The following is a 26,725-nucleotide window of genomic DNA, read 5'->3' as shown; positions in this document are numbered from 1 at the left end:
TGCGGAGTGGTGCGGCCCCGCCAAGTGGGATCAGCGGCCCATGCGGTACGGGGCGAGGAAGGCGCCGAGCGCGTCGAGCATGGCTTCGGGAGCCTGCTCGGCGATCCAGTGGCCGGCGCCGGGAACGACCACCGTCTGGAGCGAGGTGGTGAGGGGCTTGAAGCCCTCACCGACGCCCGGCCCCCAGCTCTCGGCGCCGCCGACGGCCAGGACGGGCATCGGAAGCTTCGTCTCGGCGCGCTTCTTGTTCTGCGCGACGATGGTGTCCCAGGCGCGGTAGAGCCCGAACCCGGCGCGCAGCGCCTCGGGGTTGGAGAAGAGGCGGACGTAGTACTCGCGGGCGTACTCCGGCTGCTTGCTGCCGCCCTGGATGTCGAATTCGTAGCCGAAGAAGAGGTCCTCGCGCCCCCTGACCAGCTTCTCCGTGATCTCGTGGTTGACCCGGTTGAACGGGATGTGCCAGAGCTTGTTGTTGTACTTCTCCTCGATGAACAACTCCGGAGAGGGGCCGGCGCCGGGCGGGCCGGGGACCTCGGCGACGGCGAGGCGGGCGACCCGTTCGGGGTGGTCGGCGGCCAGGGCGTAGCTGATGATCAGGCCTGTGTCGTGGCCGACGACGGCGAACCGCTCGTGGCCCAGCGCCCGCATCAGGGCGACGAGGTCGTTGGCCAGGGTCTTGGTGTCGTAGCCGGCGGCCGGCTTCTCGGTCAGGCCGATGCCCCGCTGATCGGGCACGATGACCGTGAACTTCTTGGCGAGTGCCGGCATGAGCAGACGCCAGGCGTACCAGTTCTGCGGCCAGCCGTGGACCAGCAGCAGCGGCGGTCCGTCACCGCCGACCACGACGTGCTGGCGGATCCCGTTCGCCCGGACGAAGCGGCTCTTGAACGTCTTCGTGAACCCGGCAGGCAGCCGCGGAGCCGTCGATACCGACCCGAAGCCCTGCGCCGTCGTCCGCGGGACAGGATGGGCTGCGGCGGGGATCGCGGATGCCCCGACCAGCGACACGCCTGCGGCCGCGGCGGCCGCGCCACCGACGAACGCCCGCCGCGAGAAACCGCGGCGGGCCTGCGCCGATTCGGTGCCGGCGGCATTCTGATCGGCGGACTCCGTGGGAGAGGTATTCACCAGATTTCCTTTCGCAAATAACTAGGTTTGAAATGAGGTGCGCACGCCCGTGTCACCCGTCAAGGTGGTGGCGCGGAACGGATGTCGCCTCGCCTGGCCTGCGTGCGCGTGGGTCGGGCGGCTCTGCCGCGGCTGAATCTCGTGGGTGCGGATCCGTGTGCGCGTCAGGGCGAAGGTTGCCCGACCCTCGGGTATGTCGGCCTCGTCGGCCTGGGTGTGCAGGTGTTGGCGGCTGAATGTCGCCGAACCGGGCACCTGTGGCCGCGCAACCTCTGGGGGGATTCCGGGCGCGATGGTGCGACCGGTCCTGCTTGCGTGCAGACATAAGGAGCATATGCTCGTACTTCTAAATGTGCCGTAAGTTCACCCACGGCGGTGTGCGGCAAGGTTGTGGGAAGTGGTCGGCATTGCCGTTCAGCAAACACGAGTCTATGCGCGTAAATGGTCGGGTGGGTGGCGATGCGCCCCTTCGCCCGCGCTGCCCCCGACTACGACGCCGCCCGAGCGCGTTCACTGTCTGACCCGCTGCTGCGCAATGCCGTCCGTCCACGTCCGGGCCTGGTGCGTTGCCGCCGGCTCGCTGACGGCACCGCGGCCCTTTGAGGACACCGCCGCCGAGACGGTGGGTCATGCGGTTGACCGGATCACGCATGGGCACTCGTGCGACGTCGGAACGATCGAGGCACGCCTTGGTGCCTCTGTCCGCGGGAGTGAGAAGACATGACGAGCACGACGGAGACCGGTGGCATCACTGGTACGAAGGACAAGGACTACAACCTGCTCTGGTACGTCGAGGCGTGCCTCGAGAACGCTCTGCGGCTGGAGACTTTCATCGCGGATGCGGAGCGTGACGATGACGCCGAACTGGCAGAGTTGTTCCGCAAGGCCCAAGCCGACAGCAAGAAGGGTGCTGAGGTGGGAAAGGCCCTGCTGCAGGCTCGTCTCGGCTCGTGAACGGGACTGGGCAATGAAGGAGTCAGGCGGAGAGCGGGGCAGCGATCCGTTGAAGTCGGCTCATGGACAGACGCTGGCTGGGCGTGAGCACGCCAGGTGGCAGGCTGTGGGCATGACCGAGCCTTCCGTGGTTGTTTCCCCGCCCATGAGGGGCGAAGGTCGGCAGGTGTGGGTAGGTGGAGTGCTCCTCGGCACAGTGCACAGTCTGAGTGGATTGACACACTTGCTGCAGTGTGAGGGCTGGAAAGGTCTTGACGAGGTTGATGTGGCCGAGTTGTCGGTCATCGAGTGGTACGGCGGCGGGCCCGAGGTGTGGTCCCGGCGAGACTGAGCGGTCGGAGGAATTCGCTCTGCGGTGATCACCGCGGGAGTGGGCTCGGTGAGTTGGGGCCGGCAGCGGCAGGGTGGCACACCTCCGCGGGCGTGCCCGTCTCAGGGCCCTTCTGGGCGGACTTGGGCGTTTCGCCCTGTCAGGGTCTCAGGAGAGGTCCGCGAGCCTTCACACTCGGTTGAGTGGGAGTCGGCAGTGGATGCCGACGGCGACTCCGGTCCTTCGCGGTCACCGGTTCCGGGCCGTGTCGCCGGTGAGCACGTCCATGAGTTGCGACCGGTGCAGGCTGGCTATGTCTTCGAGTAGATCGGGGTGTCGGAGCAGGGCGGCGGACTGGGTGTCCCGGTCGCCGCGGTGGATCAGCCGCTGCAGGCCGCCCGTTTCGGTTTCGTGCTCCGTGAGGGTGAGAGCCTGGCGGCCGCGTTCAGCCAGGGTTGTGTCGGCCAGGAAGCAGGCTGCCCGGCTGACGACGATTTCGTCGACCCAAGAGCGCCAGCCGGAGTCGCTGGCGTGCGGAGCCGCGCGGCCCCGCTCGTGACACAGCGGCGTAGGAAGCCACCTGGAGCGACGGAAGGACCTGCGTCACATCATGCGCTGCCGGCCTCCGGGTTCGGAGTGCAGCCGGGCGGTCGCCACCCGGTTCGACGGACTCGCGGTCCGTTTCGAAACCACTGTCCTGGTCGCCTCGATCGGTGAATGGTCAGGACAGGTCCGCGCTCGTGACCTCGCCGCTTGAGCTGCCGTCACGGATGCTCCGACTGGCTTTGGGGCCGGCGGAGGCCACGTCACGGCATTCCTACAGTTGCCGAGAGGCGCTGTCGTGCTGGGCGAGGAGACGGAGGAGGTCTGCCACGTTCAGCCCGTTTTCTGCCGGATGCCTCAGAACGGTGCCCGGCTCGATGCGATACACGTTGGAACGTCCCTGCCGGGTGTGGGTGAGATAGCCGTCCTGCTCCAGGTCCGCGATGATCTTCTGGACCGCCCGTTCCGTGAGCCTGCAACGTGCAGCGATGTCGCGGATGCGCACGTTGTGGTCGTCGGCGATCGCCACCAGTACGCGGGCGTAGTTGGTGAGGAAAGTCCACCCGATGTGTGGCTCTGGTACGTCACCCATCGGTACAGCATAGGGCCCAGGATTCCGGCAATCAAAAGGGTGAAAAATTTTTCATGTATCTCTTGACGTGCATGGAGACGGAGGGTGAATCTGGATGCGGAAGCCGGTGAAACCCCAAGAGAGGCTGCCATGCCGGATCACGCTCACCCTCGGCGCGTCGCCGGAGGTGTCGCCGCCCCGCACCCTTGGCTGGAAACGGTGACGTACGCCGTGGGTGACCGAACGGTGTTCGTGGCGCACGGAGAGATCGACCTCGACACCGAGGACACTCTCCGCCTGGCCCTGCGTGAAGCGCTGAAGCGCTCCACCACTGGCGTCGACCTCGATCTCAGCGCCGTCAGCTTTTGCGACTGCTCCGGCCTGAGAGTCCTGCTGCAGCTGCGACAGCAGGCCTCGGCTCACGGCAAGACACTCGTTCTCCAGACCGCCGGCCCGGGGATAGAAAGGCTGCTCACCATGACGGGCACCCGGTCTTTGTTCACCCGCGTGCATTCACAAGCCGCACAGGGGGACGGTCGGCCCCTGCACCCGCCTGCGAGTAGCCGTCCCGCCTCCTTGAGCCGCAGCCACAGGGCGAGCACGGACTTGCGCGCCGAAGTCGAACAACTGCGGCGAGCGATGATCACCAGGCCAGTGATCGATCTGGCCCGGGGTGTACTGATGGCATCCTTCCAGCTGAGCCCCGAGGACGCCTGGAGCGTTCTCGTCAGGGTGTCGCAGCGCACCAACACCAAGCTCTACCAGGTAGCCGAAGGCGTACTCGGCTCGGTCGACGGCCATCCGCTCTCCGAGCACATGCAACAGCAACTGGCCGCGGCTGTAGCGGCAGCGAGTTCCGAAGGGGGCGCTCCACTTCCGCCCGTGGACGTCGCCGATGCTGCAGATTCCTAGACTGCCCGGTCAGGATCCTGCGGGCGGCGTCCCGAAAGACGGTTCTGGGTGGTGTGGAATGGCCACCAGCGATGGTCTCTCGCCGGTCCTTGCGGCGTCTCTGGCGCTGGATGAACGGCCGCTGCCCGAGCTGGGCGGCGCCGCACGGCCCAGGCAGCTGTTGAAAGCTGTGCGGATGACCACGGGCGTACGAGCTCGGCGACTCCGGTCCATCTCGCAGCTGAAGGCGTGCGCGGAGCCACAGCGCACCTGCCTCTCGCCCTCCGCCCATCGCGAAGGGCGGAGACGCTCCCGTCACATGACGCGAGGTGAGGACAGCATCCATTTGCGGGGATGCTTACGTCCCGGCGCTGGTCTCACTCTGCCTCGCCGACCGGGTGCCCACAGCTAAGACCGTGTCCTACATGGCTGTTGGCCGTTGGGCTGTGTATGGGGCGGGGTACGTGGAGTTGGATTGTTCCAGACGGCTTATGGGAGATCGCCCGGCCGTTGATTCCGGAGTATCGGGTCCGGCCGCAAGGTGGCGGGAAGCAGAACACGCCTGATGAGACGCTGTTCGCGGCGATCATCTACGTGCTGGTCAGCGGCTGTGCCCGGCGGGCGTTGCCGCCCTGCTTCGGAATCTCGAAGTCGACCGCGCACCGCAGGTTCCTGATCTGGCCCAGAGCCGGTGTCTGGGGACGGCTCCACGAAGCGGTCCTGCACCAGCTCGACGACGCTGGCCTCGTGGACGTCTCCCGGGTGGTCCTCGACTCGGCTCATGTGCAGGCTAAAGAAGGGGCGAACACACAGGTCCGAGCCCCGTGGACCGAGGCAGGCCGGGTTCCAAGATGCACATCCTGTCGGACGCGAACGGACTGCCCCTCGTCATCGGCCTCTCGGCCGCCAACGTCCACGACAGCCAAGGCCTGAAGCCCATGATCGCCGGTCTCCAAACGAAACACGACCCCCACCGAGGCCGCCACTTCAAACCCCGACGACTCCACGCCGACAAGGCCTACGACATCCCCCACCTGCGCAAATGGCTCTGGGGCAAACACATCGGCGCCCGCATCGCACGCAAGGGAGTCGAGAACAGCGAACGATTAGGGCGCCGCAGATGGGTCATAGAGCGGACGATCTCCTGGCTGTCCGGCTACCGCAGACTCAACCCACGCTACGAACGCCAACCCGCCAACTACCTGACCTTCCTCGGACTCGCCGCAGCACTCTGCTGCTACAAGCGCCTCCTCAAGCTCACCACGTAGGACACGGTCTAAGGCAATGAATCACAAGCCCGAGCCTCATCGTCTGTCTGCACAACGCGGCAAAGCACGGTCAAGGACTGCGGGGGAGGGAACTCGTGGTGGCAGGATGCCGCAGCCGAGACCTCGCGGAGTTGACAGCGCCGTCCAGGAGGTGTTGACCGGCGGATCACAGAAAAGCTCCAGAGTTCTGCCCGCATGCAACATACGACGGGAGATGGCCATGGCGGACCGACATAATGCAAGGCCAGAAAGCGATTCCGAGCCTGTCCCCAGGGACATGCCCGACCAACAGCGCGATGACGGTGATGGCGCCGAGACGGATTCGTCGGGCGAGACAACGGTGGGCGATGCACAAGCCGGTCACGAGGACGGTACCGACCGGCAGGGAGCCGCCCAGCAGATGGGCGAGGCCTCCGACCAGCCTGTCCCTGACGAACCCACGGATTGAAGCAGAGACTCGGCTGCCCCCGTCCTCCAACGGGGGGCGTAGGGAAGGCCACCAGCCGCCCGTGAAGACTGCAGCGAACCCGCTGGCCAGCCGTCACCGGGAGGACACAGCGAGCAACGGTGGAGCGGACCGCAGGTGCACGGGCAGGATCAGCGTGAGCCGTCGTCTGGCCAAGCACCAGCGGTGCCCACAACGCTGGGCACCGTCATCGAGCTTTCCGCGCCGCGCTCAGACGGCTCGCAGTGCCCGGGGTGCGACGGGCCATACGAGCCGGAGCTGACGGTCCAACTGGATGCGCTGGGCTCGACGGTTGCGCCAGAAGGGGAAAGCCACTTCAGAAGCATGCGATATGGCTGCTGGGCCGGGCCGCGCGCATGCGCTGGCAGGCGCGCCCATGGCCGAGGGGCGCTCACCAGCCGACGTTTATCTTGGGCCGCCTCGCTCACTCGAACGGTATGTCCGATATCAAAGCGAAGACCCATGTGCTGCCCAGTTTGCTGGATGCCGTCGACCGGCAAGCGTGGCTCGACGGGGTCGCAAACGGTGTGCGCAGCGTGGTCCAGGCCGTTCCACTGGGTGGCGCCCGGGACGTCCTCCACGGGCGCTGGCTGGGGCACGCACTGCACCCGGTGTTGGTCCAGGTGCCGATCGGCACCTGGACGGCAGCCGCAATCCTCGACCTGCTGCCGGGCGAGAGCCGGGCGGCGCGGCGCATGGTGGCAGCGGGCCTGCTCGCCGCCCCGCCTGCCGCCGCGGCCGGCTGGGTGGACTGGGCCGATCAGCCGCCACGGCTTGCGCGCACTGGCCTCGTTCACGCGGCGGTCAATCTTGCGGCTGTCGCGGTGTACGCGGGATCCCTCACCGCGCGCTACACCGGACGTCCCATGCTGGGCCGCGTGCTGGGATTCGGGGGCCTAGCCGTCGCCAGCGCGGGCGGTGTCCTGGGCGGTCACCTCGCGTACCGGCAGGCCGCCGGAGTCAATCACGCGGCGGCCGTGCCCCTCGTCGTGGAGGCGGACTGGTACGACGTGGGCCCGTTGGAAGAGATACCGGCAGGCGAACCGGTGCGGCGCATGGTGGGGGAGACGCCGGTTCTGGCTGTACGCCAGGACGACGGTCGTTGTTACGTGCTGGCCGACCGGTGCAGTCATATGGACGGCTCGCTTCACTCGGGCGAGATTGTCGACGGCTGTATCGAGTGCCCCTTGCACGGCAGCCGCTTCCGGCTCGCCGACGGCGAGAACGTCCGAGGTCCCGCGACCGCCCCGCAGCCGCACTTCGAGTGTCGCACCGCGCACGACGGTCACCTGGAGGTTCGTTTCGTGCCGAATTGATCGAACCGCCCGAGAGCGGGATGCGCACCGACGGCCCCGGGAGTCCCGTCTGTGGTGGGTCTTGTCCTGTCCCGTGCTTTTCGGTGGCCTGAAGTCAGCACGCGTCGGCAGGCCCTGACGCGTCCCCGGGTGACATCAGAGAGATCAGGGACCGAAGAACGGCAACGGCTGGCGTTGCAGTCAGGTCGACCTGGCGACCCGGCTACACCACGGACGCCGAGCCTCGCTTCGATAGAGGGTCTTAGCGTCACTCTTCTGGTTCCCGACCGGTCGGCCCTCATTGTCTCCCCGACCAGAGACAAGGTCGCGTGACCGGGCCGACGTCATGACACCCACCCTGGCAGGGCAGCTCTGGTGACGCCACGGTGCTTGGCCTGCAGGTATGCGGTCCGGCGAAGTCCCGCCCGGGTTGAACGCGGGCTCCGTCCCGCCGTCGCACGGCTGTCGCCCCCCACGGCGCCCACGATGGTCTGACCGCCGACGAATCGAGCAGAAGACCAACCTCCGTGTAACCAGGCCTCAGCAAACCGACAACTACGACTTGTCCCGGTCTGGATCGTGCGGCTGCCAGGCGCGAGTTGGGGTTGGCCTCAAGTCCGGTTGAGTTTCTAAGTTCGAGGGCGTCGATGCCGACGTACTGGAGAGGAACGGCCATGAAGACGCTGGTGCTGGGAAGGATGCCCGCCAGGGTGACGGAGGTGCCGGCCACCCTGTGCGCGGATGGCTTCGACGCGGTGGGAGTGAGCACCGACGAGGAGGCCCGTGAGCTGTTGGAGACCGAGAAGTTCGTGGTGCTGACCGTCGGCAGGGGCGTGGAGCCGGACTCCCGTGCGGCGATCAAGGAGTTCGCGGCACAGCACGGGGTGCGGCGAGTGATTGACGGTGCGCTGACGGAGCCGTTCGATGCCTACGTGCGACGGGAGTTCGAGCCGCTGATCCGGGAGGCGATGTCGAGAGGATGACGGCTGACGCGGCCTGGGCCGAACGCCTACTTGAGAGCATCGTGACGGTCGAGAACGCCCCCGACCATCTGGACAGGTGCCACCAGTGGCATCGGGGCGCCGCCCTGCCGGGTCAGGGTCCTGGAGAGCACGGGAATCTCCAAGTCCCTGACAACCAGGGGCGGGGAGCCATGCGGATCACGATATGAGTGTCCACGCGGTCACACGAGGCGCAACGCTGCCGATCCAGGAATCCGAGGCGCACAACCCTCCGAACAGCAGATCGCCCACTCGCACCCGCCGTCCTCGAAGATCACCACAGCAACGAGGCCAATGATCCGAGCCTGACCGTCAGCCTGCCGACGCTTCTGCAACCCGGACCTGGAGAAACGGCGCCTTCCCGCTCTCCGCCTCGGACGGGGGGAGCACGTCGTGCCCGGGCCAACGGCTGAGCCCGGGCAGAGCGTGCAGTCACCCAGAAGGCACCCTCGAAGAGGCCCTCTCCCGTTCTCCGCCCGCTGGCCAGAAGGCGCCGGGGTCGAGCAGCGGTGCCGGTGTTGGATAGCGAGCAGTCAGCGTTGGTGGTCCTTGGCGGACAGAGTCGCTCGATGACTATGTGCAGCGCCGAGATGAGCGGGACAGGGATACCCGCGCAAGATCAGGGTGCCGTCGAGGCTGTACGGCCAAGGCGACACCCTTGATATTGCACGCAGCGCACAACAAGCTTGCCGGGCACTGGATTCCCACCTGTGACGTGGAGTTTTGCATGCCCCGCCTGATTCCGGACACCGGGCCGCAGCGCGTTCTCGCGACCGTGAACTTCGTCTACACCATTGGCTACGGCCTCTATCTGACGGCCGGGGTGCTGTACTTCACCCAGGCGGTGCACCTTTCGGCGGACAAGGTGGGACTCGGGCTCGGCATAGCCGGGATCGTCGCGCTGACCCTGGGGGTGACCGTCGGCCATCTGGCGGACCGATACGGGGCGCGCGGCGTCTATGCGGCGACCCTTGCCGTCCAGGCACTGGCGACGGCCGGCTTCGTACTGGCGGACAGCTTTGGGGCGTTCGTGCTCGCGGTCTGCGCGGCTGCCGGGGCGAGGACGGCCGGAGTCGCCGCCCGTTCGCCGCTCATCCGGCATTACGGAGGGGACCGGCCGCAGGAGTTCCGGGCGTTTCTGCGTGCGGTGACCAACCTCGGCATCTCTCTCGGTGCCGTGCTGGCGGGCTGGGTGGTTCAGGTCGGCACGCTCACCGCCTATCAGCTCATGGTCATCGGCAACGCGGTCGCCTTCGTGGTCGCCGCGGTGATCCTGCTCCTCCTTCCGCCGGTCGCACCGGTCCCCGCCGTCGCCGGCCCGCGCTGGACCGCCCTGCGTGACCGTCCTTACCTGCTGCTCACCGCCCTTGACGGCATGATGGCCGTCCAGTTCAAGGTGCTCACCGTGGGCATCCCGCTCTGGCTCGTCGGTGCCACCACCGCCCCGCACTGGCTCATCTCAGGCACGATTCTCACCAGCACCTTCATCGTCATCGCCTTCCAGGTGCGAGCGAGCCGCAGCGTCGATTCCCCGGCGGCCGGCGGAAACGCCTACCGCCGGGCAGGCATGACCTTTCTCCTCTCCTGCGCGCTGATCTCGCTGGCCGCGGGCATACCGGGGTGGGCTGCGGCGGCGCTGCTCCTCACTGCCGCAGTGATCCACACGATCGGGGAACTGTGGTACTCCGCCGCGGGGTTCGAGGTGTCCTTCGCCCTCGCGCCGCGGCATGCCACCGGCCAGTACCTGGGCGTGTTCGGTCTCGGAGCAGGGCTGGCCGATGCCCTTGGACCGGTGCTGCTCATCTCGCTCTGCATCACCTGGGGCCGCCCTGGGTGGTATGTCGTGGGGGCCCTGTTCGCGTTGACGGGTCTTGCGACTCCCTTCGCCGTCCGGTGGGCGCAAAGCAGGCAGGGCGCCGGGCAGACGCAGCCCGAGCCTGCGCAGAACGCGAAGGCCTGACTCAGCGGGCGACCAGCCGCACGGGGGCGTGCGCCGGTCCGTTCACCGTGATCGAATGCAGCGGCTGCACGTCTCCGTCCGGTTCGATGACGGCGACCAGCTCCGCGAGTGTCTCCAGGAGCATCCGCATCTGGTGGCGGGCCATGGTGCTCCCGATGCAGACGTGCTCGCCCGTCCCCAGGGCCAGATGGCGATTGGGCTGTCGACCGAGGTGGAACCGGTCGGGGTCCGCGAACACCGACTCGTCCCGGTTGGCCGAGGGGATCCACAGCACGACCCGGTCCCCGGCGGCGATGCGCCGCCCTTGGACGACCGTGGCCGTTGTCGCTGTTCGCATGCTGTGCGTGGCGCTGCTCGTCCACCGCAGCACCTCCTCCACCGCGGTCCTGACGAGTTCGCCGTCCCGTTCCCGCCCCAGCTGTTGCCACTGCTGCGGATGCTGGGCGAGGGCGAGGATCCCCGCAGCCATGGACAGACCCGCGTTTTCCGACGCTCCGACGAGGTTCTCGCAGCTCAGCAGGATCTCGGTCTCGGTCAGCAGGTCGCCCTGCACCTCGTTGTCGACGAACATACTCATCACGTCGTCCGCGGGCCTCTCCATCCGCGCGTACATCATGTCGATGAAATAGCGCATCAACGCGACGTGGCTGGTGAGGGGTTTGCCGGACTCGAACGCCTCTGTGCTCCACGTCAGCAGCTGCTCGCGATCCTTCGGCGGCACACCGAGCAGTCGGGAGATGTTGTAGCTGGAGAGCCGGGCTCCGATGTCGTGGACCACATCGCAGGTGCCGTTCTCGACGGCGCGCGTCACCACCGAGCGGATCTCGGCGCGCATCTCGTCCGCCAGGGAGCGGGCGCAGCGTTCGGTGAACCGGTCGGACACCTGCCCGCGCAGGGCGCGGTGCCGGGGTGGATCGGTCAGGGCCATGGTCCGACCGCTGCCGGGATCGACGCCCAGCTCCGTCGGCCGCAGCAGGACGCCCTGCGCCGAACTGAAGACGGCCGGGTTCTGGTACGCGTGGCGGACGTCCTCGTACCGGGTGAGGGACCAGAAGCCCGGCAGGGCGCCTGGTTCGTGCCAGTGGACGGGGGCGTGCTGTCTCATCCAGCGCCACAGCCGGTGCACCTCCCCTGAGGCGTGCAGCTCCGGGTCGAGTACGTCGGCCGGGGTGTACGTGGATACGGTCACGACGCAGCTCCCGCGGCGATCAGGGCAAGACGGTCATGGAAACCCTTGAGCAGGTTCAGGGCGGTGGCCTCGGCGACGGTGTCGCGCCGGAACGAGAGGACCGCGTCGAGTGCGCCGTCCGCGTCCGGCCACACCTCGAGGTGCAGCTCAAGGGGGAGGGCGGCGTACGGCTGGCGCAGGTGCGTGGAGAGGACGCCGGGCAGGTCGAGCCCGGGCGGAGGGTTGTCCTGGAGGGCGAAGAGGGACTGGAACACCGGCGGCCGCCCGGGCGTCGCCGGTCCGATGCCCTGCGCGATGTCCGTGAAGGGGACATCGCTGCGGCTGAAGGCCTGGTGGACCAGTCGTCCGATCTCTCGGATGCCCTCCTCGCCGTGGCCCACCGCGTCGCCGCGCAGGCGCACCGGCACCATGTTGATCAGGCAGCCGATGGTCTGCTCCAGTCCGGGGACGGCGCGCTCGGCGACGGGTACGCCGACCGCGAAGTCCTGCTGCCGGCAGACCTCGGCCAAGGTGTCCGCCCATGCCGAGAGAAGCACCACGAATCGGCTCACCCCGAGCGCCGCGCCCTGCGCGTCGAGTCGTGCCGTTTCGGCCGCGCGCACGGTCACATCGAGGTGTCCGGTTCCGACTTGTCCAGCGCCGGGCTGTTCGGGCCAGTGGATCTGGGGTACGTCCCGGAGCTCCTCCCGTATGCGCTCCGTCCGCCCCGCCTCGTCCGTCAGGGCGGTGGCCGCCGCTGTCAGCCGGGCCCGCTCGGCCAGGGTGGGCGGGACGGTGCGCGGCTCACGTCCGGCGTAGGCATCGGACAGGTCACGCGCCAGGACGGATTCCGACCGGCCGTCGAAGGCGATGTGGTGGACCAGCAGACCGAACAGCCAGCCGCGCGTCTCGGTCAGCGGCACCAGCGCGGTGCGCCACAGGTCGGCGTCCTGGGGTTCGAGGGGCTCGTCGAAGAGCTGCCGCAATGCGCCGACCGCTTCGTCCACGCTCGGCCGGGCGTCCACGAGCTCCAGGGGTGGGGCGGGAATGTCCGTGACCTCGGCGTGCGGCCGGGGATCCACGTGGAAGGCCGTACGCAGTACCTCGTGCCGTTCGTGGACGGCGGCGATGGCCGCCTCCAAGGCGTCCTGGTCGAGCCGGCCGTCCAGATGCCAGGTCATCAGGCAGTATCCCGAACGGTCCTGAGGAGCTGTCAGATGACGTGTGAGAAAGACCAGTTCCATGGAGGTCAGCGGGATTTCGCCGGTGGGTGCGGGTACGGCGTTCGTGCCCTGCGCCGACTTGAGCCACGCTCCCAGACTTTCGGCTGATGAGTGCTCGTACAACACCGGCAGTGGTACCGGCTGTCCCGCCCTCCTGCCGATTCGCGTGCAGGCGCGGGCGGCCTGCAGCGAGGAGCCACCCAGCTCGAAGAAGGGTATGCGGGGTGGCACGGCCCGGCTGCCCAGCACGGCGGCGAACTCCTCGGCGACCAGGCGGACGAGCGGGTCGTCGATGGGGCCGTGGTGGTGCTGGGCAGGCGCCTCGGGCACGTCGGCCAGCAGGGCCCGGTCGTCCAGCTTGCCGGTGCCGGTCAGCGGGAAGGTGTCGACGAAGGCGACGGCGACGGGACGCTGGTACGCGGGCAGGTGCTCGGCGAGGATCGCCGATACGTCCGGCGGTGTGCCGCCGGACCGGGTCGGAATGCAGAAGGCCAACAGCTCGAAGACGCTGCCGAGGTCGTTCCAGCGCGGGATCACTCGGCAGTCGGCAACGTAGGGCACCAGGTGCTGGATCTGGCGCTCCACCTCGGCCGGTTCGACGCGATTGCCCCGGATCTTCACCTGCCGGTCGATCCGCCCGCGGAACTCGATGACCCCGTGTTCGTCCCGCGTGCCCAGATCGCCCGTACGGTACACCCGGACCTGCACTCCGTCGATGTTCACCTCCGTGAACTTCTCGGCGGTGAGGGCCGGTTCGCCGAGGTAGCCGTGGGCCAGACCGTCACCCGCGACACAGATCTCACCCAGCTCCCCGGTCGCGCAGGGGCGGCCGTCGTTCAGGACGAGGACGGAGGTGCCGGGCACCGGCCGGCCCAGCGGGATGCCGCCGTCCCGGGTGCAGTCCGCGGCGGTGATGCGGTGCGTGGTGGCGAACACGGTGCTCTCGACCGGTCCGTAGCCGTTGATCAGGGCCGTGTCGGGGAACCGGTCGAGGAAGCGGGCGACGTGCCGTCCCGACAGGCGCTCACCGCCGATGATGAGCTGGGACAGGCCGTTCAGCGCCGTCAGGTCCTCATCGACGATCAGGTTGAACAGGCTGCTGGTCAGCCATGCCGTGTTCACTCCATGGGCGGCGACCGTCGCGCGCAGGGCCTCGGCCGTCAGGAACGGTTCGTCGATCAGGACGCAGGTGCCGCCGTTGTACAGCGCGGCCCACAGTTCGAGGGAGAACGCGTCCCACGGCAGGGCCGCCGCGAGGGGGATGACCGTGTCCCGGTCGAAACGCGCGAAGGTGCCCTCCCGGAAGAGCCGCGCTGTCGCCCGGTGCGGGGTGACGACCCCTTTGGGCCGTCCCGTGGTGCCCGAGGTGAAGAACACGGAGCACGCGTCGGATCCGCGTACCGCCACCGTGGGGCGGGCGGGGCTCTCCCCCGTACCGTCTTCGGCCGCTGTCCACAGCGGGGCGGACAGCTCGCTCACCACGCCCTGCCGGGCGACGACGAGAGGCGGGCGGAGTTGGTCGACCACCGTCGTGAGACGGGTCGGCGGCCAGTCCGGATCGAGCAGCGCGTAGGCGGCGCCGAGCTTGAGAACGGCCAGCAGCGTGGCGACCAGGTCGACGGAGCGCGGCAGCAGAATCGGCACGAGATGACCCTGTTCGACACCGGCGGCGGCAAGCCGGCGGGCCAATTCCTCGGCGCGGGCATCCAATTCGCGGTATGAGACCCGGGCGTCCGGAGCTATGAGGGCTGTGCGCCACGGCTGAGCGCGTGCCTGTGCGGAGAAGACCTCATGAAGTCCTTCTCCTGATAATTCCCTGGTGCCAACTGCGGCCCGCGCGGCATTCGACTGCAGCACGTCGACTCCCTTCGGAATCCGAGACGTTGAGGGGTTCGGAGTACAACATCAGGAGCGTATGACGGTGCCATGCGTTGACGGTCTTTTGCCAGCCTCCTTGCCTGTAAAGGGTGTTGAGGCCACCTTTCGTCACGAATGTGACGGCGGACGACACCTCGTTCACGGAGGGCGGTCTGTGTCATGATCGCAGCGCGGTACGAGGAACCACCGACGACCGCTCATTTCACGTGCCATCAGCGCGACACCGGATGCAACATCCCGTTTCCAACAAGATGATGGGGGACGTTATGACGAGTCGAGATCGCTCCTTAGATATCGCGGTCACCGGCATGGCAGCGCGGCTCCCCGGCCCCCGTGACCTCGACGCCTGGTGGGATTCCCAGCTCCACGGAAGCGTGCACAGCAAGCGGTACACGCAGGAGGAGTTGCTCGCCGCCGGAGTGCCTGCCGCGTTGGCCGCCGACCCGGATTACGTGCCCGTACGTGGTCATCTCGACGACTGGGACCGCTTCGACCACGACTTCTTCCAGATCCGTGGGCGCGAGGCCGAGCTGATGGACCCGCAGCATCGCTGGATGCTGGAGGTGGCGTGGAACGCGCTTGCTGACGCGGGAGTACCGCCCCGCGACGACATCGCGGTGACCAGCGTCTACGCGTCCATGACGGGCAGCGGCTACATGCGCGCGATGGTCCGCGGCGGACACACCGATCCGGGGCTCCTCGACGATCTGATCCACGGTACCGAGCCGGACTTCATGGCGAGCCGCGTCGCGTACAAACTCGGGCTGACCGGACCGGCCTTCGCCGTGCAGACGGCGTGCTCCTCCTCGCTGGTGGCCGTCCATCTGGCCGTGCAGGCCCTCCTCAGCGGCGACTGTGACCAGGCCCTCGTGGTGGGGGCCGGGTTCGGCTACCCCCAGGCGGGCTACCTGCACACGCCGGGCGGTGTGCTGTCCGCCGCGGGCGCCTGCCGGGCCTTCGACCGGCACGCGGACGGGGTGATCGCCGGGTCCGGTGCGGGCGCCGTGGTACTGCGCCGGCTGTCGGACATCACCGAGGACGACCCTGAGCCCTACGGGGTCATCCTGGGCACCGCGATCAACAACGACGGGCACATCAAGGCCGGTTACTACGCGCCGTCCTCCGCGGGACAGGAGCGAGTCATCGGAGCCGCGCTGAGCGCGGCCGACGTCGACGGCGGGTCCATCGGCTATCTGGAAGCCCATGGCACCGGCACCCGGATCGGCGATCCGATCGAGTGGGCGGCAGCCGGCACCGCGTTGCGTCGGGCCGGAGCCCGGCCGGGCAGTGTGGCGGTCGGTGCCCTGAAGGCCAGCGTCGGTCATCTCGACGCTGCCGCGGGGGTCGCCGCGCTGATCAGAGCACTGTTCGTGGTGCGCAGCGGCATGATCCCGCCCGTCGCGGGGTTCACCGAGCACAATCCGCTCCTCGAGACCGAGAACTGGCCGCTGTACATACCCGCCGAGGCCGTTCCGTGGACCGGGGAGCTGCCGCGGCGCGCCGGGGTGAGCGCGTTCGGGATCGGCGGCACCAACGCCCATGTCGTCATCGAGCAGGCGCCGCCGCGCGAACCGGCCGCCCCGGATGAGCAGGCCCCGCGCGAGCGCCTGGTTCTCCTGTCTGCGGCGGACCCTGACGCACTGGACCGCATGGCCGACGATCTGGCCGCCCACCTCAAGTCCCACGACCCGGACCTCACCGAAGTCTGCGGCACCCTGGCCCATGGCCGCCCGGCCCTGAGCGAACGTCTTGCGATCACCGGCCGGACGAGTGCCGAGGTCGCCGAACGCCTCGCCGCCCGGTCCGGGGTGTCCCGGGGCACCGCGCCGGCGACGGGCTCCGCCCCGGTGGTCTTCCTCTTCCCCGGCGGAGGCGCCCAACGCCCGGGCATGGCCGAGCCGTTCACCGCACTTCCCGGGTTCCGCCGGGCGCTCGACCAATGCCTCGCGGCCTTCGCCTCCCCGCCGGCGGAGTGCATCCGGCAGGCGCTGTACGACCCGGACTTCCCCGCAGACGAGCTGAACCGGCCCGCACTGGCGCAGCCGGCCCTCTTCGCCGTCGGCTACGCGGCGGCGACCGCACTCCAGGACCTGGGGGTCCGGCCCGCCGCGGTCTGCGGACACAGCTCCGGCGAGATCACCGCTGCCGCTGTCGCCGGAGTCTTCGGCCTTCAGGACGCGGCCGCCTTCATCGCGGCGCGCGGCCGGGCCATGCAGGACTGTCCCGAGGGCGCGATGCTGGCCATCGGGGCGGACGTGCAGCAGGCCCTGGCGCTCGCCGAGAAGTGGGGTCTCAAGCTCGACGTGGCCGCGGTCAACGGCCCGGACTCCTGCGTTCTCGGCGGGCCGGTCGAAGAGGTGGACGCATACCTGCGGCGCCTCGGGGACACCTTCTTCGTGCGGCGCCTGCGCTACAGCCACGCGGGCCACTCCCGGCTGATCGAGCCCGCGCTGCCCGCGCTCGCCGAGGCGATGGCCCGGATCGAACTCCGGCCGTCCACCCTGCCGATCGCACTCAACGTCTCCGGCCAGGTCGTCGTGGCCGGGACCGGACTTGCGCGCGACATGTTTGTCACGCAGGTCAGGCAGCCCGTGCTGTTCGGTGCCGCCCTCGACTCGCTGGCCGCGCACGTGCCGGGCGCCCTGGCCGTGGAGATCGGTCCCGGGCGTCCCCTCTCACCGATGGCGGAGGCGGCCGGGATCCCCGCGGTCGCCCTGGACCAGGTCAAGGACGCGCCGGGGTCCTCAGTGCTCAGTGGCGTCGGCGCCCTGTGGACCCTGGGGCAGCCGGTCGCACCGGCCGAGGTGACCGGCGAGGGCCGCAGGACCAGGCTGCCCGGTTACCCCTTCGCGGGACCTTCCTCGGTGGCGCCGGAAGCGCTTGCCCCGCCCGCGTCGGATCCCAGCCGTTCCCCGGCCTCCGCGCCGCTGCCGGAGCAGCCGGTACCCGAGGGCCCGGCCCCGGTCGACTCGACGGAGGCAGTGACCCGGATCTGGGCGGAGCTGCTCGGTCATGACGCTGTCCCGGCGGACGCCGACTTCTTCGCCCAGGGCGGCGACTCCCTGCTGATCACCCGGCTCATCCGAAGGGTGAACAGCGAGTTCGGGATCCGCGTCCCGGTGCGCGAGATGCTGGCCCGGCGGACGCTGAGCGGGCATATCGCGGTGGTCCGCCGGATCCGTGGCGAAGAGGACGCAGCGTCGACTCACGCCTCTTGACGAGCAGAAACGCTTGCACGATCCGCCTGCTCATCAGGAGCCTTTTGTCGTTGAAGCGAGTACGAGCCCAAAGGAGCGCGGTGACGCTGATTCCACAACTCCGCTTTCTCTAAAGCGCATGACGCGAAACACCCAACCGGCTTCCAAACGAGACAACCAACTCGCCTCCTGTCCATGTCGGTTGCGTCGGACAATCCGCCCTCCTATGATCACCCCACCACGGCGTGGTCACTTGCGACGACAACGACCCCACATTCCTTCTCGAATCCGAACCGAGCAATGAGCGAACTCATAACAGGAGTTCGTTGACGTAGTGGTGGAGAACCCGGCCGTCGCGCATGAACTGCGAACCGGCTCCGGGGATCCCGTTGACAGATTTGGGGAGTTCTTCTTCATGTCGGCCTTACAACAGGTGAAATCCGCTCCGTCCAGGACGAAGGACAGCGCCGGAGCGATACCGGAGGCGACCGCCTCGACAGTTGGCGACCCACTGCCAGAAGTCCCGTTCGTTCCCGCCCACGAAGTGGTGGCCCGGCTGGCTGCCGACCGTCCCGCAGCGGTCGCCGTGCGCTGCGGTGACATCGCTGTCACCTACGGCGAACTGATCTCCGGGGCCCGGCAGTTGTCCCACCGCCTCGCCGCAGCCGGGATCGGTGCCGGAGACCGGGTCGCCCTCCTCGCCGAGCCCTCAACCGCGATGATCGGGGCCGTGCTCGGCATCCTCGGCGCGGGCGCCGCCTATGTGCCCATCGATCTGGCCCAGCCGGATGCCCGGCGCGCCACGATCCTTCACGACGCGCAGGTGAAGGCCGTCGTGACGACGGACCACACGCAGCCTCGGACAGCCGGTTCCCAGGTGCCCGTCGTGACGGTCGCGAACATCCCGGACGACGCGCCCGCCGACTCCGACTCCTTCGCCGCCACCCCCGGCCCAGCGGATCCGGCCTACCTCATCTACACCTCGGGCAGCACCGGCGAGCCCAAGGGCGTCATCGTCGAGCACCACAATCTCGCTGCGTCCACGCAGGCCCGCCTCATGGTCTACCCGGAGACCCCCACCTTCCTCCTGCTGTCCCCGCTGGCCTTCGACTCGTCGGTCGCCGGTATATGGGGAACGCTCCACGCGGGCGGCTGCCTGGTCGTGGCGACCGCGGACGAACTGCGTGACGCCGAACAGCTGGTCTCCCTCGTCAGCCGCCACCAGGTGGACCGCACCCTGTGCGTGCCCACGCTGTACGGGCTGCTGCTCGACGCCGCCGAACGCGCCGGGACCACGCCACTGGCATCGCTGCGGCAGGTGATCGTTGCGGGCGAGGCCCTGCCGCAGACACTCGCCGACCGGCACTTCGCGGTGCACTCCGCCACAGTGGATCTCGTCAACGAGTACGGCCCCACCGAGGCGACCGTGTGGGCCGCCTTCCACCGCTTCACCGGTGCCGAACCGGTCACCATCGGCGGCCCTGTCCCCGGCGCCCGCCTCTACGTACTCGACGACGAACTCCATCCCGTACCGCCGGGCACGGAAGGCGAGTTGTTCATCGGCGGGGCCGGAGTGACACGCGGCTACTTCGGCCGTCCCGAGGCCACGGCGAGGGTCTTCCTCGACGACCCCTTCGCCGCCGAACCCGGCGCACGCATGTACCGGACCGGTGACATCGTGCGCTGGAACGCGGAGCACCGGCTGGACTTCATCGGCCGTAAGGACGACCAGATCAAGGTCCGCGGCCACCGCGTGGAGCCCGGTGCGGTCGAGTCGACGCTGCGCCTGCTGGCAGGCGTTCAGGAGGCGGTCGTCCTGCCCGACGCACAGGGAACGGGCCTGATCGGCTTCGTCGCCTCGTCGAAGGACGCAGACCCCGTCGCGCTGCGCCGCGCCCTCGCGGAGAAACTGCCGTCGGTGATGGTGCCCGGCGAACTGCGGGTGCTGCCGGAGTTGCCGCGCAACCTCAACGGCAAGCTCGACCGCGCGCTGCTGCGGACGCTCGCCACGGAGCCACCCAGCCCCCGGCCCGTCTCCGCGCCCGCCGCCGGCGATCCGCTCACCGCCCAGGTGACGGCCGCGTGGTCGGAGGTGCTCGGCGTGGCCACGGTGCCGCTGGACGTCAACTTCTTCGACCTCGGCGGCCATTCGCTGTCCATGTTCAAGTTGCAGGACGCACTGGAGCGGCTTTGCGGGCTGCGGCCGTCGATCGTCTCCCTGTTCCAGGAGACCACCGTGTCGGCACAGGCCACGCTCATCCGCGCCGGCCGCGAGCAGGGAGAGGACACGGGGCCGTCCGGCTCCGCCGAGACCGCCCGCAGAGCCCGTACGGCCAGACTTCGTCAGCAGCGCGCACGCAAGGGAGCCGGCCAGTGACCACGTACTCTTCGCGCTGGCTCGTGTGCGACACCGCTCGGCCCGACGCACGTATCCGTCTGGTGTGCTTCCCGCACGCCGGGGGGTCGGCCGCCTTCTATCGCGCCTGGGGCCAGTCGCTGACCGAGGTGGAGGTGCACGCCGTTCAGTACCCGGGGCGTGCCGAACGGTTCGACGAGGAGCCTCCGCACGACCTCGTCCGGCTCGCCACGGACATCGCCGATGCCGTGGAACCGCTGGCAGATGTCCCGATCGCATTCTTCGGGCACAGCCTGGGAGCTCCCATAGCCCTGGAGACGGCACGCGCGCTGCAGAGCCGGGGCATCCACCTCGAGCACCTGTTTGCCTCGGGCTCCCGGGACGCCCCGCTGCCCGACCTCTCCGGGCCCGAGGAAGATCCCGACCAACTGCTCGCGGATCTGGTCAGGATGGGCGGTACCGACGCGGAGATGGCGGCCGACCCGATCTTTCAGGAGGTGGTCATGCCGTACCTGATGGCCGACGGCCGCATGTTTCACCGCTACGAGATGGCACCCGAGCCGCTGCTGAAGTGTCCCGTCACCACCATCGTCGGCGGCCAGGACGACGACGCGGACCTCCGCCCGTGGAGCGCCCTGAGCACGATGCCCGTCCGGGAAGTCAGCGTCACCGGGAACCACTTCTACCTCATCACCGACCCGCCGTACTCCCTTCTGCAGGAGGCCCTCACCGTCCCGCGACCCGAGTGAGCTCCATGACTCCCTGGCAGCCCGTCCGGAGCGCTCCGATGGCGGGCCGCCCTCCACCGCCATGCAGGAACTCGGCACGACCCACCCGCTGCGACTGGCTGAGCCCAACGGGCGAGAGGCGGCCGGATCGGACCCGCAGCACGCCGCTAAGCTTCCTCGTCATGCCCACAACAGCGCGCAGATCTGTACTCGGTGCCACCGCACTTGCCGTTCTTCTGGCTGCTGGTACCGGCTGTTCGTCCGACTCCGGTCATGGCGACAGCAGTTCCGGGGTGCTGGAGGGTCTGGGCACTCTGGCGGAGGACAACAGCACGAACCAGGTGACCTACCTCGATGCCGAAAAGGTGCGTGAGCTGAGCAAGGGCGACGAGAAGCGGTTCGCCTCCGTCGGTCAGCCGGGCAGCAGCCTGCTGAACGCGTACGAGCCCGGGCCGTGGGGGCAGCACCTGAAAGTCACCCAGATCGACACCGCTGTCGACACCAAGAACGCGGGCCACTGGGAGGGCTCGTTCGACGCGGCGGCCATCACCACCTCGCTGAAGTCGAACGGCTACAAGCAGAACAAAGACGACGATTCCTGGACGCGCCCCGGTCACACAGGTGCCTCGTTCCAGGTCTCGAAGGACGAGATCTCCTACTCCTCACAGGGCGGCACACCCATGTCCGCCGTCAACCCGAAGGGCGGCGTCTCCCTGGCCGACAAGAACGAGTATCAGCGCGCTGCCGAGTGCCTGGGCGACTCCTACCGGGCCGACTTCAATCCACTCACCCTCACCAGGCCGGTACGACTGTCCGCCCTCGGCCAGCAGGCTTCTGCCGCCGCCAAGAACACCGAGGTGTTGTGTCTGGTCGTCAAGGACGAGGCGATCGCCAACCGTGCCGCGGCCAAACTGCGTTCGGTCGTCGCCGCCAAGTCACCAAAGTTCGACGGCACGAAGGTGACCGTCGAAAAGGGGGAGCAGCCCGTGGTACGGGCGGTTGTCCCGGACACGGCCGCGCAGCGACCGGGCCGGCTGATGATCTCCGACGTGGACCTTTGGATGGCCATCACGGACCTGTGAGAATTCCTGACAGAGTGTTGTTCGAAGTGGTTGGACCGGTCCGGAACTGACGATCCGGTGGGTTCCAAGACGGGATGAAGTCCTGTCGGCCGAGGCGGAGCGGGCGGCAAACACCATCTGATCACTGAAGCCACCGGCATCCCACTGGCGGTCACATTTGGCCGGTGGCAAAGACGACGACGTCCACGAAGCCCTCCTCGGCCTCGACTGTTCTCTGATCTGCTGGCGTCTGCGTGCCCGTTCACTGCCAGAAGTTCCTTGACCGCGGCGATCTCACTACCTCGTTCGGCCAGGTCCTTCGGACTTGCTCGTACTGCTTGCGCAGGTCGTCGACCCAGCCGTGCCCCACGTTCAGCCAGACACGGACAGAAGAGATCGACTCGTTGTCGTCCTTCACCGTGATGATCGGCACGGGCACCGAGAAATGGCGGTCGATCTCAATCCGAATCTCCGTACCGCGCAGCCAGCGAATGTTCCTGCCGGCCGCCAGCTCGCCCAAGGCTGAGGACCAGTCGTCCAGATCCTCGGGTGACAGGCGCATCTCAAGGCGCCCGCTGGCGAAGCGACTTGTGACGACAGTCTGGGCGTCGAGATAGTCGTTGTACGGAGTCGCCCCTGGCCTGTGCCGGCCCAGGTACCCGCAGCCGGACGCTGCTGCCTCCGTCGACCATGTGGATCAGGTCCACCCCGCTGTCCTCAAACACGAGCCCTCCGGCGCAACCCATGACGATCACGGCCATCATGCAGCACCCGCAGACCGACGCTCACGCGTCAAAGCTCCTTCTGTTAGGAGTGCTTGGAGCGCGCGTCGGCTCCGCCATCCTCACCGGCATTGTCACCCCGTGGGCAACGATTTCGACGTCGTCTGAGGACCGTTGTCATGGTGCTGGTCACAGCCACTCATTCACGGCTGTGACCAGCACCGTCGCCTCGTAGGTGACTCGAGCGATTTCGGCAGGGCCGGAGACCGCCCATTGCGGTCGTAGGCTCGGGCCATGATGATGCCGGGCCGACTTCTTGCCTTCGATGGGCAGCCTGGGCGGCAACGCCGATGTAGTTCGTTGCCGCCCTCTTGCGCGCGTCGGCGAACCAGTGCCGTGAGAAGGCCGGCGATCTGCGCATGATCTGCCGGCTGGGAGGCGCGGCTCCTTCAGGTCGTGGATATGCCGGCACGCGGGCGGCACTCGCGCTGTCCATTGAGGCTGCCCCCAGCCACCTCAGCGAAGGTCAGTGGCCGCGGAACGCCTCCTCCAACCACCATGCTCCACGGTCACTGACCACCTTGGCGTCGATGAGCAGGGGCACGGAGCGTGGCCCGCCGACCCAGTCCTCGACGGCCTTCAGGTCCGCGGGGGAACGCACGGTCACCGCCTCGAAGCCGTACCCTCGCGCCACGGCGGCGATGTCGGTCGGCGGGAACCTGACCGTGTCGAGCGGATGCTCGTCCGGCCCGAAGTGATGCACCTCCGCTCCGTACGCGTCGTCGTTGTACACCAGGACCACCATCGGAAGCCCGAGCCGACGTACAGTGTCCAGTTCCACGGCGCTCATCAGCGCTCCTCCGTCGCCGAGTGCGGCCACGGGCAGCCGTTCCGGCTGGGCCAGCGCGGCACCGATCGCGGTCGCCAGCCCCAGACCGATCGACTGGAACGCCTGGGTGAAGCACAGGCCGTTGTGGTCCGGCACCGACAGATACATGGTCGGGTAGCCCATGAAGTTGCCGGAGTCCACGCCGATCACGCGCTCGGCGGGGAGGATGTCGTCGAGCGCGATGCTCAGCGTCCGAGGGTCGATCCGCTCGCGGCCGCCTTCGTCGTCGTACGGCACGTCCCGCCACCGGATCCGTGCGCCGATGGCCGCCTCGACGTCGGCGGTCCGGTAGCCCTGTCGCGATGCGCCGCCCGACGTGAGGTCGAGCGCGCGCCGCGCCGTGAGCTCCACATCGCCGACGATGCCGAGCTGCACCTTCCGGTGTACGCCGAGCGCGTCCGCGTCGTCGTCGACCTGCACGACGGTGGCGTCCGGGCCGATCAGCCGACCGTGCCGCATCGTCCACATGTTCAGTGCGCAGCCCCACCCCACGATCAGGTCCGCGGACCCGATCAACTCGGCCGCCACGGGCGACGAGAAGCCCCCGGACACGTCGAGCGACCACGGGTTGCCGTGGAAGAGTCCGCGGGCGACGGCCGAGGTCGCCAGCAGTGCGCCGTAGCGCTCGGCGAGTGCCGCGAGGGCGTCACGGCAGCCGGGCGCGCGGGAGCCCCGGCCGGCCACGAAGACGGGCTGTCGCGCCCGTCCGAGCGCCTCCACCAGCGCGGCCACGTCGTCCGCCGCCGGCGCGACCGCGGTCCTTCGGGGCGGCGGGGCGATCGAGGACAGCGCGTTGTCGGCTGCTTCCAGGGCCTGCACCGCCAGCGGAAGGTTGAGCACCACGGTGCGCCGCTCGTGCGCGGCTCGTCGCACCGCGGCGGCGGCCTGTGCGACCGCGTCCTCCGCCGACGTCACGCGCGCCGTGACAGCGCCCACCGCCTGCGCGAGCGCCTCCTGGTCGACGTAGAAGTTGGACCTCGGTTCCGTCACCTCGGCGGCCAGCACGACAAGTGGTGTACGGCTCTTGGCCGCCTCGGCGATGCCGGTCATGGCGTTCGTCAGGCCGGGGCCCTGGTGCACGCTGAGCGCGGCCACTGTGCCGCTCGTCCGCGCGTAGGCGTCGGCCATGGTCGCCGCACCGCACTCGTGACGAGCGGCGACGAACCGACAGCCCGCCGCGACCATGGCATTGGTCAGATGGAAGTTGCCCGAACCGACCACACCGAACACATGGTCGACCCCGGCCGCGGCCACCGCCCGGCCCACGGCCTCCGCGACCTTCATCAGCGCTCCACCAGAGCCAGCACCCGTGCGGGAGCTCCGGAGCCCGTGACGATCGGCAGGGGACCCGCGATGACGACAGCACCGGTCGCGGGCAGGGCCGACAGGTTCTGCAACTGGGTCAGCCCGTACTTGTCGCTGCCCATGAGGTACGAGTGGCAGGGGAAGGCCGGGTCGAAGGAGTGCGCACGCCCGGCGTCGGTACCCACCGTCTCGACGCCGAGGCCGATCACCGGCGACTCCTCCGCCACCCACCGGGCACAGTCCGGCGACAGACCGGGGGTGTGCGGGCCGTTCTCGTCGGCGTTGACGAACGCCTCCTGGGAGTGCGAGCGGGCGTCCCAACCGGTGCGGAGCAACATCCAACCGCCGTCCGGCAAGGGTCCGTTGTCCGCCTCCCAGGCCTTGATGTGGTCCACCTCGACGAGGAAGTCGGGGTCCTTGGCGGCCGCGGCGGAGAAGTCCAGCACCGCCGCGGGTGCGATCAGCCGACGTGCCGGCACCGACGCGACGTCCGCACCCTCCTTCCCGGTCACCCAGTGCACCGGCGCGTCGAAATGCGTGCCGGTGTGCTCGCCGCTGCGGAAGTTGTTCCAGTACCAGGCCGGACCCCGGTCGTCGTACCTGCTGATCTCCTCCAGTTCGAACACCGCCGTCTGACCGAACTCGGCGGGCAGTTGGATCACCGGAGTGGACGACGACAGCGGGGAGGTGAGGTCGACGACTTCGATCGCACCACTGCGCAGAGCGGCCGCCAGGGCGGCGAGGAGGGAGGGCTGGGGCATGACGACCTCCTGAGACAGGGCTGAACTGTCGGCGACGCAGGACGCGTTGACGACGACTGGACTCCCCAGAGTGTCAGCCCATGCCCAGGTCGCGCGCGGGTTCGACACGGTCATCACGAAGGGCTTCCGCACGAGCCGTCACCTTGGAGGACTTCCGCACCATCCGTTCAGCCGAGCGTCGACGCTCGACCACCCGCGTCCCAGGAGACCTGCTCCCTAGCGAGCGGACGACGGGCCGCCTGCGCGGGAGGCGATGCGCGCGGCCGTGTTCGTCGTGCCCAGCAGTCGAGCGGAGGTCGCGGTTTCGGCCGACATGCGCAGCAGCGGGTCGGCCCCGGTGGGCCTCAGCAGTGCGCGCGTGGCTCTGAGTGCCGCCTCGGGCGCGGCCAGCAGGGTGGCCACCTGCTCGGCGACGCGGGTGTCGAGATGCTCGCGGCTCTCGAACACCTCGGAGACCAGGCCGAGTTGTGCGGCCTGTGCGGCGGAGACACGTTCGCCCAGCAGCAGGAGCTGGGCGGCACGCTGGGGCCCGAGACGCTGCGGGAGCAGGAGGCTGGCGGCGGCGTCCGGTACGACGCCCTGGTCGACGAACGCGTACTGCAGATGGCTGCGACGGGTCGCGTAGACGAGGTCGAAGTGCAAGAGTGCGGTGGCGCCGCTTCCGGCCGCGGCCCCGTCCACGGCCGCGACGAGAACGGTGTGGCTGCGCCGTATGGCCTTGTGGAACTCGAGGACGGGGGAGCGGAGGGTCAGGGCCGTGCCGGGGTGGGCGCGGAAGTCGTCGAGGTCGTTCCCGGAGCAGAAGTCCTGGCCCGCACCGGTGAGCACGATGGCCCGTACGCCCGGGTCGGCATCCGCTTCGGCGACGGCGTCGGCCAGAGCGCGGTACATGGCAACGGTCAGGGCGTTGGCCTTGTCGGGCCGGTCGATGGTGAGGGTGACCAGCGCACCCGCGCGGTCGAGGCGGATCCTCCCGGCGGGGCCGGATGCGGACGGCCTGTCGAGCCGAATGGTGCGGTCGCGGGTCACGTCGCCTCCGTGTCGGGTGTG

At 68.8% G+C, this 26,725-nt stretch carries 18 protein-coding genes; 10 read left to right on the top strand and 8 right to left on the bottom strand.

What is annotated here, in order from left to right; genetic code table 11:
• Nucleotides 1–30: 30 nt before the first annotated feature.
• Nucleotides 31–1,128: an alpha/beta fold hydrolase gene (locus tag ACZ4IF_RS15910; RefSeq protein ID WP_467563243.1), complete on the bottom strand. Its 1,098-nt coding sequence runs from the start codon at nt 1,126–1,128 to the stop codon at nt 31–33.
• Between the two features lie 720 nt (nt 1,129–1,848).
• Here ACZ4IF_RS15910 and ACZ4IF_RS15905 point away from each other — a divergent pair.
• Nucleotides 1,849–2,082, top strand: a complete 234-nt coding sequence (locus ACZ4IF_RS15905; protein WP_467563241.1) for a hypothetical protein — start codon at nt 1,849–1,851, stop codon at nt 2,080–2,082.
• 1,127 nt (nt 2,083–3,209) lie between these two features.
• Here ACZ4IF_RS15905 and ACZ4IF_RS15900 read toward each other — a convergent pair.
• Nucleotides 3,210–3,527 (bottom strand): helix-turn-helix transcriptional regulator, encoded by a 318-nt coding sequence (locus ACZ4IF_RS15900; RefSeq protein WP_467563239.1) that lies wholly within the window; start codon nt 3,525–3,527, stop codon nt 3,210–3,212.
• 84 nt (nt 3,528–3,611) lie between these two features.
• Here ACZ4IF_RS15900 and ACZ4IF_RS15895 point away from each other — a divergent pair, with 84 nt between their 5' ends.
• From ACZ4IF_RS15895 to ACZ4IF_RS15875, 5 genes are all read left to right on the top strand, one after another.
• The gene (locus tag ACZ4IF_RS15895; RefSeq protein WP_467563237.1) at nt 3,612–4,418 is read left to right on the top strand and encodes an anti-sigma factor antagonist; all 807 of its coding nucleotides are present in this window, start codon (nt 3,612–3,614) and stop codon (nt 4,416–4,418) included.
• 429 nt (nt 4,419–4,847) lie between these two features.
• A protein-coding gene (locus ACZ4IF_RS15890) for an IS5 family transposase (RefSeq protein ID WP_467563235.1) occupies nt 4,848–5,665 on the top strand; the annotation gives its coding sequence in 2 pieces (ribosomal slippage) (nt 4,848–5,196 and nt 5,196–5,665; 819 coding nt in all).
• A gap of 903 nt (nt 5,666–6,568) precedes the next feature.
• Nucleotides 6,569–7,447, top strand: a complete 879-nt coding sequence (locus ACZ4IF_RS15885; protein WP_467563233.1) for a Rieske (2Fe-2S) protein — start codon at nt 6,569–6,571, stop codon at nt 7,445–7,447.
• A gap of 653 nt (nt 7,448–8,100) precedes the next feature.
• Nucleotides 8,101–8,409 carry a hypothetical protein gene (locus ACZ4IF_RS15880; RefSeq protein ID WP_467563231.1) on the top strand — a complete coding sequence of 103 codons (309 nt, stop codon included), beginning with the start codon at nt 8,101–8,103 and terminating at the stop codon, nt 8,407–8,409.
• 676 nt (nt 8,410–9,085) lie between these two features.
• Nucleotides 9,086–10,387 (top strand): MFS transporter, encoded by a 1,302-nt coding sequence (locus ACZ4IF_RS15875; RefSeq protein ID WP_467563229.1) that lies wholly within the window; start codon nt 9,086–9,088, stop codon nt 10,385–10,387.
• Nucleotide 10,388: 1 nt separating this feature from the next.
• On the opposite strand, the gene ACZ4IF_RS15870 is transcribed toward ACZ4IF_RS15875, so the two are convergent.
• Together ACZ4IF_RS15870 and ACZ4IF_RS15865 are read right to left on the bottom strand one after the other, a co-directional pair.
• Nucleotides 10,389–11,576, bottom strand: a complete 1,188-nt coding sequence (locus ACZ4IF_RS15870; protein WP_467563227.1) for a cytochrome P450 — start codon at nt 11,574–11,576, stop codon at nt 10,389–10,391.
• A complete protein-coding gene (locus ACZ4IF_RS15865) occupies nt 11,573–14,635 on the bottom strand; it encodes an amino acid adenylation domain-containing protein (protein WP_467563225.1) in 3,063 nt (1,020 codons plus the stop codon). Before ACZ4IF_RS15865 ends, ACZ4IF_RS15870 begins: the two co-directional genes overlap by 4 nt.
• A 287-nt stretch (nt 14,636–14,922) precedes the next feature.
• On the opposite strand from ACZ4IF_RS15865, the gene ACZ4IF_RS15860 reads away from it, so the two are divergent.
• The 4 genes from ACZ4IF_RS15860 (at nt 14,923) to ACZ4IF_RS15845 (ending at nt 22,019) form a co-directional block, all read left to right on the top strand.
• The gene (locus tag ACZ4IF_RS15860) at nt 14,923–17,874 is read left to right on the top strand and encodes a type I polyketide synthase (RefSeq protein ID WP_467563223.1); all 2,952 of its coding nucleotides are present in this window, start codon (nt 14,923–14,925) and stop codon (nt 17,872–17,874) included.
• Between the two features lie 394 nt (nt 17,875–18,268).
• Nucleotides 18,269–20,230, top strand: coding sequence for a non-ribosomal peptide synthetase (locus ACZ4IF_RS15855; protein WP_467563221.1), 1,962 nt, complete (start codon nt 18,269–18,271; stop codon nt 20,228–20,230).
• The gene (locus ACZ4IF_RS15850; RefSeq protein WP_467563219.1) at nt 20,227–20,958 is read left to right on the top strand and encodes a thioesterase II family protein; all 732 of its coding nucleotides are present in this window, start codon (nt 20,227–20,229) and stop codon (nt 20,956–20,958) included. The genes ACZ4IF_RS15855 and ACZ4IF_RS15850 overlap by 4 nt, the downstream gene beginning before the upstream one ends.
• A gap of 161 nt (nt 20,959–21,119) precedes the next feature.
• Nucleotides 21,120–22,019, top strand: coding sequence for a hypothetical protein (locus tag ACZ4IF_RS15845; protein ID WP_467563218.1), 900 nt, complete (start codon nt 21,120–21,122; stop codon nt 22,017–22,019).
• Between the two features lie 241 nt (nt 22,020–22,260).
• On the opposite strand, the gene ACZ4IF_RS15840 is transcribed toward ACZ4IF_RS15845, so the two are convergent.
• From ACZ4IF_RS15840 to ACZ4IF_RS15825, 4 genes are all read right to left on the bottom strand, one after another.
• Nucleotides 22,261–22,653, bottom strand: a complete 393-nt coding sequence (locus ACZ4IF_RS15840; RefSeq protein ID WP_467563695.1) for a DUF5959 family protein — start codon at nt 22,651–22,653, stop codon at nt 22,261–22,263.
• Nucleotides 22,654–23,246: 593 nt separating this feature from the next.
• Complete coding sequence (locus ACZ4IF_RS15835) at nt 23,247–24,893, bottom strand: thiamine pyrophosphate-binding protein (RefSeq protein ID WP_467563216.1); 1,647 nt, start codon at nt 24,891–24,893, stop codon at nt 23,247–23,249.
• A complete protein-coding gene (locus ACZ4IF_RS15830; RefSeq protein WP_467563214.1) occupies nt 24,893–25,675 on the bottom strand; it encodes a cyclase family protein in 783 nt (260 codons plus the stop codon). Before ACZ4IF_RS15830 ends, ACZ4IF_RS15835 begins: the two co-directional genes overlap by 1 nt.
• 216 nt (nt 25,676–25,891) lie before the next feature.
• Nucleotides 25,892–26,704 carry an enoyl-CoA hydratase-related protein gene (locus tag ACZ4IF_RS15825; protein ID WP_467563212.1) on the bottom strand — a complete coding sequence of 271 codons (813 nt, stop codon included), beginning with the start codon at nt 26,702–26,704 and terminating at the stop codon, nt 25,892–25,894.
• Nucleotides 26,705–26,725 lie beyond the last annotated feature (21 nt).

Source organism: Streptomyces sp. NPDC025784 (genome assembly GCF_055558435.1).
Note: the sequence above shows the minus strand (reverse complement) of the source record. Positions and strands in the feature narration are given on the sequence as shown.